The 12,926-nt window shown below is 46.0% G+C and carries 9 protein-coding genes; 5 read left to right on the plus strand and 4 right to left on the minus strand.

The window, feature by feature from the left end; genetic code table 11:
- The first annotated feature begins 79 nt into the window (after positions 1 to 79).
- The 4 genes from pyrB to CFT61_RS02215 all read left to right on the plus strand — a co-directional run bounded on the left by pyrB (position 80) and on the right by CFT61_RS02215 (position 3,750).
- Positions 80 to 1,027 (plus strand): aspartate carbamoyltransferase, encoded by a 948-nt coding sequence (gene pyrB, locus CFT61_RS02200; RefSeq protein ID WP_089542854.1) that lies wholly within the window; start codon positions 80 to 82, stop codon positions 1,025 to 1,027.
- A 30-nt stretch (positions 1,028 to 1,057) separates the two neighbouring features.
- Positions 1,058 to 1,522 (plus strand): aspartate carbamoyltransferase regulatory subunit, encoded by a 465-nt coding sequence (pyrI, locus tag CFT61_RS02205; RefSeq protein WP_089542855.1) that lies wholly within the window; start codon positions 1,058 to 1,060, stop codon positions 1,520 to 1,522.
- 25 nt (positions 1,523 to 1,547) lie between these two features.
- Positions 1,548 to 2,828: a serine hydroxymethyltransferase gene (gene glyA / locus CFT61_RS02210; protein ID WP_089542856.1), complete on the plus strand. Its 1,281-nt coding sequence runs from the start codon at positions 1,548 to 1,550 to the stop codon at positions 2,826 to 2,828.
- A 175-nt stretch (positions 2,829 to 3,003) separates the two neighbouring features.
- Positions 3,004 to 3,750 (plus strand): DUF5020 family protein, encoded by a 747-nt coding sequence (locus CFT61_RS02215; RefSeq protein WP_089542857.1) that lies wholly within the window; start codon positions 3,004 to 3,006, stop codon positions 3,748 to 3,750.
- A gap of 149 nt (positions 3,751 to 3,899) precedes the next feature.
- Here the strand turns inward: CFT61_RS02215 and CFT61_RS02220 are convergent, their stop codons facing one another.
- From CFT61_RS02220 to CFT61_RS02235, 4 genes are all read right to left on the minus strand, one after another.
- Complete coding sequence (locus tag CFT61_RS02220) at positions 3,900 to 4,769, minus strand: GIN domain-containing protein (protein WP_089542858.1); 870 nt, start codon at positions 4,767 to 4,769, stop codon at positions 3,900 to 3,902.
- A gap of 374 nt (positions 4,770 to 5,143) precedes the next feature.
- Positions 5,144 to 5,875: a pyruvate formate-lyase-activating protein gene (gene pflA / locus CFT61_RS02225; protein ID WP_089542859.1), complete on the minus strand. Its 732-nt coding sequence runs from the start codon at positions 5,873 to 5,875 to the stop codon at positions 5,144 to 5,146.
- Between the two features lie 76 nt (positions 5,876 to 5,951).
- Positions 5,952 to 8,198 (minus strand): formate C-acetyltransferase, encoded by a 2,247-nt coding sequence (pflB, locus tag CFT61_RS02230; protein WP_089542971.1) that lies wholly within the window; start codon positions 8,196 to 8,198, stop codon positions 5,952 to 5,954.
- A gap of 423 nt (positions 8,199 to 8,621) precedes the next feature.
- Entirely contained in the window at positions 8,622 to 12,677 is a 4,056-nt protein-coding gene (locus CFT61_RS02235) for a hybrid sensor histidine kinase/response regulator transcription factor (protein ID WP_254918821.1), read from the minus strand.
- A 15-nt stretch (positions 12,678 to 12,692) separates the two neighbouring features.
- Between CFT61_RS02235 and CFT61_RS16775 the strand changes: the two genes are divergently transcribed.
- On the plus strand, positions 12,693 to 12,872 hold the full coding sequence (locus CFT61_RS16775) for a hypothetical protein (RefSeq protein ID WP_089542860.1): 180 nt from the start codon (positions 12,693 to 12,695) through the stop codon (positions 12,870 to 12,872).
- The last annotated feature ends 54 nt before the right edge of the window (positions 12,873 to 12,926 follow it).

The raw sequence follows: 12,926 nt of genomic DNA on the forward strand, positions 1-12,926 counted from the left end.
AAGTTTTGAAATCTCGCACATAAATCAAAAATTATATGTAACTTTGGGGGCGATTTCAGAACATTCAATCAAAATTCGTATGGAAAAACATAATTTTGTGACGATTGCTGACCTCTCGAAGGAGAAAATCATGTACCTCCTCGAAATGGCGCAAGAGTTTGAAAAACATCCCAACAGGGAGTTGTTGAAGGGAAAGGTCGTAGCGACCCTTTTCTTCGAACCATCTACTCGTACCCAACTCAGTTTCCAGACAGCTGCCAATCGCCTTGGCGCACGTGTCATCGGCTTCTCTGATGCCAAGACATCCAGCACTACCAAGGGCGAAACGCTGAAGGACACCATTCTCATGGTGAGCAACTACGCCGACGTCATCACCATGCGCCACTTCATCGAGGGTGCAGCCCAGTATGCCAGTGAGGTAGCTCCAGTGCCTATCGTCAATGCCGGAGATGGTGCCCACATGCATCCATCCCAGTGCTTGCTCGACCTCTACTCTATCTTCAAGACCCAGGGAACACTGGAGAACTTGAACATCTATCTTGTGGGTGACCTCAAGTATGGCCGCACCGTTCACTCACTTATCACCGCTATGCGCCACTTCAATCCTACCTTCCACTTCATCGCACCTAAGGAGCTTGCCATGCCAGAAGAGTACAAACTCTACTGCAAGGAGCACAACATCAAGTACGTGGAGCACGAGGATTTCAACGAGGATGTGATTGCCGACGCCGATATTCTCTACATGACCCGTGTACAGAAGGAGCGTTTCAGCGACCTGATGGAGTACGAGCGTGTGAAGAACGTGTATATCCTGAAGCGCGACATGCTCTGCAAGGCTAAGGAGAACATGAAGATCATGCACCCACTGCCACGTGTCAACGAGATTGCATACGATGTAGATGATGATCCACATGCATACTACATCCAGCAGGCTCAGAACGGTCTCTATGCCCGTGAGGCTATCTTCTGCCACTGCCTCGGTATCACTCTGGAGGATGTGAAGAATGACAAGACCATTATTGAGTAGTGTTTAGTGATTATTTATTAGTGATTAATTATGGGAAACAATAAAAGTCAATTAGTAGTTGCGGCTATCGAGAACGGTACCGTAATCGACCATATACCAGCCGAGAAAACCTATCAGGTAGTCAACCTGCTCCAGTTGGAGAAGATGGACACTCCTGTTACCATCGGCTACAACTTGCCTTCCAAGAAGATCGGCAAGAAGGGCATCATCAAGGTTGCCAACAAGTACTTTACCGATGAGGAAATCAACCGCCTCTCTGTGGTGGCTCCTAACATCGGACTGAGTATCATCAAAGACTACGAGATCGTGGAGAAGAAGACCGTAGAAACTCCAGATACGCTCAGGGGCATCGTAAAGTGCAACAACCCTAAGTGTATCACCAACAACGAGCCTATGCAGACCCTCTTCCACACCGTAGATAAGGTACTCGGTATCGTACGCTGTCATTACTGCGACAAGGAGCAGCAACTGGGCAAAGTGGAGCTTTGTAAGTAGCATCAATCACATAAAATAAATAAGAATGGTTAAAGATCAAGAGATTTTCGACTTAATCGAAAGAGAACATCAGCGTCAGCTGAAAGGCATGGAGCTGATTGCTTCTGAGAATTTCGTGAGTGACGAGGTGATGAACGCTATGGGTTCTTACCTTACCAACAAGTATGCAGAGGGTCTGCCTGGCAAGCGCTACTATGGTGGATGCCAGGTGGTAGATATCGTAGAGAACCTTGCCATCGAACGCGTGAAGAAAGTCTTTGGTGCTGAGTATGCCAACGTGCAGCCTCACTCTGGTGCTCAGGCTAACGCTGCCGTATTGCTCGCCGTACTGAAACCGGGTGATACTTTTATGGGATTGAACCTCGATCACGGCGGTCACCTTTCTCATGGCAGCCACGTCAATACTTCTGGTATTCTCTACAATCCTATCGGCTACAACCTGAACAAGGAGACGGGTCGTGTGGATTACGACGAGATGGAGAAGCTGGCTCTGGAGCACAAGCCTAAGCTGATTATCGGTGGTGGTAGTGCCTACAGCCGTGAGTGGGATTATGCCCGCATGCGCAAGATTGCGGATGAGGTAGGTGCCCTCCTGATGATTGATATGGCTCACCCTGCAGGTCTGATTGCAGCCGGTCTGCTCGACAACCCATTGAAGTATGCCCACATCGTTACTTCTACTACCCACAAGACTCTCCGTGGTCCTCGTGGCGGTATCATTCTGATGGGTAAGGATTTTGACAACCCATGGGGATTAACTACCAAGAAGGGTGAGGTAAAGAAGATGAGCATGCTCTTGAATTCTGCCGTATTCCCTGGTCAGCAGGGCGGTCCGCTGGAGCACGTCATCGCTGCCAAGGCTGTTGCCTTCAACGAGAATCTGCAGCCATCCTGGAAGGAGTATGCCATGCAGGTGAAGAAGAACGCAGCCGTTTTTGCTGACGATCTGATGGGTCGCGGCTTCAGCATCGTAAGCGGTGGTACAGACAACCACTCCATGCTCGTTGACCTCCGAAGCAAATATCCAGACCTCACTGGTAAAGTAGCTGAGAATGCGCTTGTTGCAGCAGATATCACCGTAAACAAGAACATGGTTCCATTCGATTCACGTTCTGCCTTCCAGACTTCAGGTATCCGCCTGGGCACAGCTGCCATGACAACCCGTGGCGCCAAGGAGGATATGATGCATCTCATCGCAGAGCTCATCGAGGAAGTATTGAATTCACCAGAGGATGAGAAGGTCATCGCCCGCGTTCGTGAGAAGGTAAACGAGACTATGAAGGATTATCCTCTCTTCGCTTACTAAGCAAAGGAAAAAGATTGGATTTATATCTAAGCAAAGGAAAATTCAATTTGATATATATATACAAAAAAGACTGCGGGTATCAAGTTCGCAGTCTTTTTTAATTCCGTATCATATTTTATTTTTCAGTTTCAAATCATATTTTAAACTTCATCATCAAAAACAAGAAAACATTGTTATGAGAAAATTAAAAAGCCTCCTGCTGATGGCATTGGCATTGCTTCCAGCAAGCAAGACTCTTGCACAGACCAACGCACAGATTCTTTATGATTTCGGTAACGACCGTAAGTATGTAACCCTGACTTTGGAGATGTTCAAGCAGGACAAATGGGGAAGCACCTACTTCTTCGTTGACCACGACTTCAACTACGACAAGATGGACCCTAACAGTCCAAACGTAGCACAGGGCGGCACCTATACCGAGATTTCACGTGCCTTGAACTTCTGGCAGAACAGCAGCATGAAAAACTGGAGCCTGCACGTAGAGTACAATGGCGGTATCACCAAGAACTACCCTATCAACAATGCCTGGCTCTTCGGTGTGGAGTATCTGATTCACGATGCTACCTACAAGAACACCCTGAATCTGGACGTTCTCTATAAGACCATCCGCAAGACCGACCAGAATGTTCCGATGCAGTTGACAGCCGTATGGACCTGCAACGACCTTTTCGGCGTAAAGGGACTGAAGTTTGACGGCTTCGCTGATTTCTGGTGGGAAACCCACGGAACCGTAGATGGCGACGGCAAGGCTAAGACCCGCCACACGGTATTCATCACCGAGCCACAGCTGTGGTACAAGGTAGGCCAGCACTTCGGCTGCGAGAACCTGAGCCTGGGTGGTGAGGTAGAGATTACCAATAACTTCGGCAGCACCGATGGAGCAAAGGTTCGCCCTTGCCTGGGTGTGAAGTGGGACTTCTAAGGACTGCTTCTTGACAATTCTGCAGATTTTTGTGCAAGCTAGAGATGCTTAGTATTAATTATATATATTAAAAAGAAAATATATAAAAGAAAAATATAACAAGTATGTTAAGCATCTCCAGCATGCATTTTTTGTTTTTGAAAGTCAGATTATCTACCGACCTTCAGTCCTCCGTCAGAGATGCTTCCAACACCATCCTTATGACGGGTGTATTTGCCTGCAACACCGCTCAGATGCACGCCGCCAACACCATCCAGATCAACATTCAGAACCTGGCAGTCAACCTTGGCGCTTACCTTACCCACGCCATCATTGTTGATCTTCAGATTTCCGCCCTTGAAGAAATCGAGCGTAACGGAGCCTACACCCTCGTTATCCACCTTCAGGTCGCTCATCGCCACATTGCCAACCTTTACGGAGCCTACACCTTCGTTGTCAATCTTCATCACGTCGCCCTTGGCATCATCGATGCTGACAGAGCCTACACCCTCGTTGGTTACATCCAGTCTGTTGGCAAGAATCTGCTTGATGCTGACAGAGCCTACGCCCTCGTTATCGATTTCCAGGCGGTCGCTGTTGACAGACTTGGCATAGAACGAGCCTACCCCTTCCTGGGTAATCTTCACCAGGTCAGGACTGGTGATATAAATCTTCAATCTGTTTTTTTCAGAATTACAGCTGGCAGGTACCTTGAGTCTTCCCGTGAGACCGATCTTCACTTCGCCGTCTCGATACACCACCTTGATTTTCTCCTTAAGTTTCTGAACGAACTCAGCATCCTTGATGGCAGAGTAATCCAGTCGAACGCTGCATTCATCGCCGTCGTTCTGTGTATAATAGACACTGGCAACCATATCCACGTCGATAGCCTTGAAAGGCTTCTCTCTCAAATCATCCTGCGTAAACTCCAGGCTTCCTCTCATTTCAGAAGAGGTAGTAGAACCCATACTGCAGGAACAGATGCCCATAGAGGCAAGAAACAAAGTTGCCGAAGCAACCCAAATACTCATTGTTTTCATACTCTTTCGATTTTAAATTTTCTATATTCTGATGCTTAGACGCAAAAGAAACCCGAAAGGTTGCAAAAAAGCCCAAAAAGATTGCAAAAAGAGCCACAATTACCTTGCAATAGAGCCACAAATGCCTTGCAAAAGAGCCTTACTTACCATCCAATTAAGCCTCAATTAAGGTTTACGTTAGGCTTAATTGAATGTTACGTTAGGCTCTTTTGAACAGCAAGTAAGGCTTAATTCATCGTCAAGTAAGGCATAAGCCTACGTCGCATACTTTTGAAACATATATGATACCATAAGGAACATGCCTGGATTTTAGACTTTTTCACAACTCCATTATCGCTAACAAAAGGTAACTCCATAGCACTCAATACAAAAGTCTATAATGCCTTCTGCAATATAGATTCGGCATGAGCCACACGATCTCTGCCAGGAGGTTCTATGCCATCTAGCGGATAAGGGATTCCCAGCTTCTCATATTTGTAGATGCCCATCGTATGATAAGGCAATACATCTATGCGCTGGATATTGCTGAGCGTAGAGAGGAAGTCTCTCAACTCTTCCAGGTATTCATCCTTGTCGGTAATACCTGGAATAAGGACGTGGCGAATCCATACAGGCTTGTGGATCTCGCTGAGATAGCGGGCACAATCGAGTATGTTCTTATTGCTATGAAGCGTCAACTTACGATGCTCTTCATCATTGATATGCTTGATATCCAGAAGAACCGTATCGGTAACGGCCATCAGACGCTCAAATTTCTCAAAAATCTTTCCATCTCTTCTGAAAGGCTGGGCTGATGTATCAAGACAGGTATTGATGCCACGCTGATGGGCTTTCTCAAACAGTTCGATGAGAAAGTCTATCTGCATCAGGGCTTCTCCACCGCTCACGGTGATGCCACCCTTGTCTCCCCAATAACTTTTGAATCGCTCTGCCTTGTCCAGAAGGTCATCAGCTGTCCATTCCTCTCCCACTCCCGTCTTCCAAGAATCCGGGTTGTGGCAGAACTGGCAGCGCATGGGACACCCCTGCAGAAAAATCAAAAATCGGATGCCTGGTCCATCTACTGAACCAAAGCTCTCTATGCTGTGTACAAATCCTTTATGCATAACAATTAAGCTAAAAATGCCCGCTAAATATCCTCGGAAAGAAAATCTAGCGGGCAATATTTATTCTTCTAATTGATTAGAGTCTCTCGTGAGCCTGACGAGCGATTACGTCGAGCTGCTGCTCGCGTGTCAAGTCGATGAACTTAACAGCGTAACCACTTACACGGATGGTGAAGTTCTGATACTCTTCCTTCTCTGGGTGCTCCATCGCATCCTTGAGCTTGTCGATACCGAATACGTTCACGTTCAGGTGGTGAGAACCCTGGTTGAAGTAACCATCCAATACACCTACCAATGTCTGGGCACGCTCCTCATCGTTGTGGCCGAGAGCACCAGGACTGATGGTCTGAGTATTAGAGATACCATCGAGAGCATACTCGTATGGCAACTTAGCTACTGAGTTCAATGAAGCCAAAAGACCGTTCTTCTCTGCACCGTAAGATGGGTTAGCACCAGGAGCCAAAGGAGCACCGGCTGGACGACCATCAGGCATGTTGCTGGTGTACTTACCGTATACTACATTTGATGTGATAGTCAGGATAGATGTAGTTGGCTCAGAATTGCGGTATGTATGATGCTTCTTGATCATGTTCATGAAGGTCTTGAGCAACCATACTGCAATCTCATCAGCACGCTCATCATCGTTACCGTAACGTGGGAAGTCACCCTCGGTCTTGAAACTGAGAGGGAAACCGGTCTCATCACGGACGATATTTACCTTGGCATACTTGATAGCTGAGATAGAGTCAACCACGTGGCTGAAACCAGCGATACCTGTAGCGAAAGTACGACGAACATCTGTGTCGATGAGCGCCAACTCTGCTGCCTCGTAGAAGTACTTATCGTGCATGTAGTGGATGAGGTTCAATGTCTTCACATAAACGCCAGCCAACCAGTCCATCATATCCATGAAACGTGGCATGAACTCCTCGTATGTCAATACATCACCCTCAACGGCGCGATACTTAGGACCGCACTGCTCGCGTGTCTTTGAGTCAACACCGCCAGAAACAGCGTAGGTCAAGCACTTAGCCAAGTTGGCACGTGCACCGAAGAACTGCATCTCCTTACCTGTCTGTGTAGCAGATACACAGCAGCAGATGCTATAGTCGTCACCCCAAACTGGGCGCATTACATCGTCGTTCTCATACTGGATAGAGCTTGTCTTTACAGAAATCAGAGAAGCGTAGTGCTTGAATGACTTTGGCAAGCGAGAGCTATAGAGTACAGTGAGGTTTGGCTCTGGTGAAGGACCCATGTTCTCCAATGTGTGGAGGAAACGGAAGTCGTTCTTAGTAACCATTGAGCGGCCATCCTGACCCATACCACCTACTTCGAGAGTAGCCCATACAGGGTCACCTGTAAAGAGCTCATTGTAAGAAGGGATACGAGCGAACTTCACCATACGGAACTTCATAACCAAGTGGTCGATAAGCTCCTGAGCCTCATCCTCGGTAAGAGTACCCTCGTTCAAGTCGCGCTGGATATAGATATCGAGGAAGGTAGAGATACGACCTACAGACATCGCAGCACCATTCTGAGTCTTCACAGCTCCGAGGTAACCGAAGTACAACCACTGTACAGCCTCACGAGCGTTCTTAGCTGGCTGGCTGATATCGTAGCCATACAACTGAGCCATCTCCTTCAAGCCCTTGAGCGCCTTGATCTGCATAGACACCTCTTCACGAAGACGGATCACCTCGTCGATCATCTCACGGTCACCCATGTTAGCGAGGTCGTTCTGCTTCTCCTTGATGAGGAAGTCGATACCATAGAGAGCCACACGACGGTAGTCACCTACGATACGGCCACGACCGTATGTATCAGGCAGACCAGTGAGGATGTGGTTATGGCGCACGAGTTTCATCTCTGGAGTATAAGCATCAAACACGCCGTCGTTGTGAGTTTTGCAATACTTATGGAAAATCTCATGAAGCTTCTCTGATGGCTGGTAGCCGTATGTAGTACAAGCCTGCTCTGCCATCTTGATACCACCATATGGCATGAAGGCACGCTTCAAAGGCTTGTCGGTCTGCAAACCAACAACCTTCTCCAACTCCTTAGTACCCTCGCCGATATAAGCGGCACCATAAGCTGTCAATCCTGAAACCACCTCGGTCTCCATATCGAGCACACCACCCTTGGCACGCTCCTCTTTCTGGAGTTCCTTCAACATACCCCAAAGGGTGTTGGTAGCCTGAGTAGGTTCTGCCAGGAACGACTCATCGCCGTCGTAGCTAGTGTAGTTGTTCTGAACGAAGTCACGAAGATTCACTTCACTCTGCCACTGGTTTCCCTTAAAACCTCTCCATTCTGTTTTCATCATTTTCGTTTATCCTTTATTTTATAAGTTAATAAATATATATAATTGTACACACTGTCATTCTTCTAAACCAGTCAATTTCCACCTTTTATATATAGGCAATTTCCACCTTATTATATATGGGGGGATAAAAAAGCCCGAACACGTTTGTGCCCGGGTTTTTATACACCTTGTCCGCAAGGTGTCTGTACGTTGATGTTACCGATGAGTCCATTCCCACCAGCATTATCTTTCTTGGTCTGATAGCCTATATTTATCGTCGTTGACTTGATCATTCCTGTTATAATTTGATTTCGAGTGCAAAGATACGATAATAAAACGAGAATAGAGAAGGAAAACCAAAGATTTTCTTCCCATTCTCTTAAAATCCCTATTATTGAGTATTCAACCAGCGCAAATCAAGATATTTGTGCCATACCAATATTACATTTTCTGCAATTTCTTGAGATATTCAGAAGGAATCTCCCCATATTCAGCCTTGAAACACCGGCGGAAATAAGCCACGCTATTCATACCTACCATAAAGGAGATCTCACTGATGCTATACTTACCCTCCAGAAGCAAATGCTCGGCATACTGCATCTTATACTTGCGGATATATTCGTTGGTAGATATACCCGTGAGCGCCTTCATCTTGCGATAGAGCGTACTGGTACTTACCGCCAAGTTACTGGCAATCAAGTTAACATCCACATCACCACTGATATTCTCTTCTATCAGCTTATTCAACTTGTCAAAGAATTCCTGATCTACCTTATTGAGCGATTCCCTCAACTGCTCTTTCTTCTGTGCCAAATTGGTTTCCTTCGATTCCTGTATCAGCATCTTGTCACGCCGACGCTGCTGCAAGAGGTTAAGGATTCGGCTACGCAAGAGCGAATGCGTGAAAGGTTTGGTGATATACGAATCGGCACCCGAGTCATAGCCCTTCTCCTTGGCTTCGAAAGAATCCTTCGCCGTAAGAAGAATGATAGGAATATGACTCGTGCGTATATCTTTCTTCAAGGCCCTGCACATAGCATTGCCATCCATATTTGGCATCATGACATCTGAAATGATTACATCAGGCACCTTATCCAATGCCAAAGCCAATCCTTCCCGACCATCACCAGCCTTCAACACATCAAACTCGTCAATAAACGATTCTGCCACATAGTCGAGTATCTCCCTATTGTCCTCTACCACGAGGAGCAACGGCTTGCCATTCTCTACACTGAGCACAGCTTCCTCCAAATTGAGGACACCAGATGCAGCATCATTACCCTGCAATTTAGCAGAAGCATTCTCATCACCTCGCAAGGCATCGGGATAAATTTCATTCTCATCCAGAGTGACGATGAAACTGGTACCCTGCTCCAGATTGCTTTCTACCTTCACCTCACCATGATGCAAGGTCACCAACTTCTTGACCAGCGAGAGACCAATACCTGTGCCGGAAGCCTGATGGGTTCCATTCTCCTGATAATAGCGATCGAAAATATGCGGCAATGCCTTTGCAGAGATGCCATGGCCCGTATCACTCACCGTGATATCTACCAGATGACGTTCCCCGCTGCGACGACGCTCCACACTGATATCAATATTACCCTGATCGGTATATTTGATGGCATTCGATACCAGATTATCCAAGATAATGGCGATGACCTCCTTGTCGATATACATCATGATCGGATTCTCTGGAGCCACAAACTTGATGGCTACGTCAGGCTTCTGTGCCAATTCCTCGTACTTCAAAGAAACCTCATGCACGGCATCCACCACGTTTGCCTTCACCACACGAAGCTGACGGTTGTCGGTCTCAGTCTTTCTGAATTCCAATATCTGCGTAATCAGTTCGTTCAATCTCACCGCACTCTGATGTATCACCGCCAGCTTATGCTTCACGGCCTTCGTAATATCCGACGAATGCGAGATGTCATCGAGCGGACCGAGAATCAGCGTAAGTGGCGTGCGAAGTTCGTGAGTGATATTGGTAAAGAAGCGCAGGCGTTCCTCGTTGAGTTTCTGTTCCTTCTCATGGTGCACCTTTTCTGCTTTCAACTCGAATTTCAAGCGGAGATGACGCTGATATATTCTCAAAGCCAGATACACTATCGCCAAAACGAATAAGGTATAGCACAACTTAGCCCACCATGAAAGCCAGAACGGAGGCCGAACGATGATGGTAAACTCGGCTATTTCAGAAGACCATGGCTGGTTATGAAAGCGAGCTCGTACCTGCAACTGATAGGTTCCTGGTGGAATATCGCGTAAAGTAATCGTTCCATACTGAGCAGTAATCCAATCATTCTGCAAACCAGAGAGCATATAGCTATACTCCACATGGTTCTCCATGGCAAAGTTCCGCACGGTAAAATTTACCGCAAAGGAATTTTCATCATACGCCAACGAGATATGGTTGCGTATGGCAAGATTGATGACACTATCAGTTTGCTCTATTCCACGAATCAGCCGCAACGAAGTAATTATCGGTTCAGGAGCCCGACTGACAGACAAGACTTGTCTTGGCTGGAAACAGCATAATCCCTGAGCCGAACCAAAATAGATAATACCCTGTTCGGAACGAGCCACACTACCATCGTTGAAATTAGACTTAACGACATTATCTTTCTCATTAAAATTGATAAACCTACCAGCTTGTCCTGCCTTTAAGCAACTGATACCACGATTGGTGCTCATCCAGATGTTGTGCATCTCATCTTCTATAATGGCACGCACATGGATATTGCTCATTCCCTGTCTCTGGTCATAAATCACGTGTCTATCCTGATGCTTTACATCAAAGCAGATGGCTCCCTCGTTGGTAGCTGCCCAAATACGACCTTGGGAATCACGCATCAGATGATTCACCGCATTGGAAGGAATATATTCCTTTTCACCCTTAGTTGAATTAAACGACTTGATCCGCTTCATTTGAGGCGAAAACACCTCAATGCCAAAGCCGAAATAGCCCACCCAGACTCTATGCTGTGCATCCATACAGATGGCACGTACCATATCATTGCCAAGATGATAATTATTTACCACCTTCATTCGCTTGATATCAACCACATAGATGCCATGAGCGGTACCTATCCACATCTGCTGCTTGTCATCTTCATAGAAACATCTGACATCTTCATGCGCATCTGGCAAAACCTTGCGAAAACCTTTCCCCCCCATCTTTACGGTAGCACCCTGATAGAAAGATCCAAACCACAAATTACCATAGCTATCTCGAGTTGCAGCTGCCACGATACTGCCACCTTCACGTTCATAGGTAGCCAATCGTTTTCTTTCTGGCGAGAAGACATTCAGTCCTTTACCATCAGTACCTACCCATAGTTGCCCATTCTTATCGAAAACCAATCCCATCACAGATTTCTCTGTAAGTCGTTCCAGCTGATCAGGAAGACCAGCCCGGATGGTACTGAATGGCGCAACAGATTGAGTCAGGAAATTGATGCCGCTACCATAAAATCCTGCCCATACATTATTATATTTATCTAGCAATAGGCTTCGCACACTATTACCCGTAAGATTAAATTCTTCCAACCCCTCGCTGATGAAAGAACATGGAATCTGAGTACTTGCAGTAAATGATTTGTTGACAACATCCAATACAGCTATACCCATCTGCTCGGTTGCTACAAGCATATTACCATTCGGCAATTCACAGAAATCAAAAATACGATGATTCTTGATGGTTTGATCCGCCACATGCAGAAATCGCTGGCTAAGTGGGTCGTAGATATCTATACCCACATTAGTACCGATCCATATCGTTCCTTTTTTGTCGCGATACAGACAAATCACCTCATTACCCGAAATAGAGTAGATGTCTTTGGCGTTGTGCTTAAAATTCCGGGCAGTTAAATGTTGGGTATCTATGATGGATAATCCACTCTTGACATGTCCCACCAAAAGATTGCCATTTCCCAAATCGAGCACACACCACAATTGATTATCAGGCAAACCTTGCACTCTATCTTTATCAAAATGCACAAACCTGCCGGTTTCGGGATCAAACAGTTCTACACCTTTCCAATAGGTGGTAATCCAGAGTTTACCATTGGCAGAGGGTGTGATATGCGTAATATCATTCGTTGCGATGCTGGAAGGATTCTTGCCGTCATGCTTGTAGCTATGCCATTCTTCTGTTTGATAATTGAAGGAATTGAGACCATCATTCTTGGTTCCAATCCAGACTACTGGTTCCTTGGCATCATCAATCACACAGTTCAATTCACTGCTGGAGATGCCCTTTCTGTCTCTTTGCTTGTAATAGGTAAAGAAGCTATTACCATCAAACCGATTCAATCCTTCTTCGGTAGCAAACCAAAGAAAGCCATATTTATCTTGCGCTATGCTTACAACATAATTGCACGATAAGCCCTGCTCCAGGTCCAATGGTCTTACCTGATACTTCTGAGCCAAGGCAACAATATGCCCCATCAAACAGATGAAGACCACCCAAAGTGTCTTTTTTATTTCTATCATATTCATCGAAGGTATATGGTTTTTAATTTTCAATTTGCTGCAAAATTAACAAAAAAACGCCAAAAATCGGGCAAAAACAAGCAAAAAAAAGAGAAAAACAGAGGCACAAATCCTTCACTGCACGATTTATACCCCCATTTGAATGATTTTTCTCCATCGATTCTCAATAATCACCGTACATTTGCAACCGAATAAACAACACGAAAGTTGTTCAACTAACGCAAAGTTACTCAACTAACGCATAATAAA

It is taken from the genome of Segatella copri, from assembly GCF_002224675.1.
Classification (GTDB): Bacteria; Bacteroidota; Bacteroidia; order Bacteroidales; family Bacteroidaceae; genus Prevotella; species Prevotella copri_U.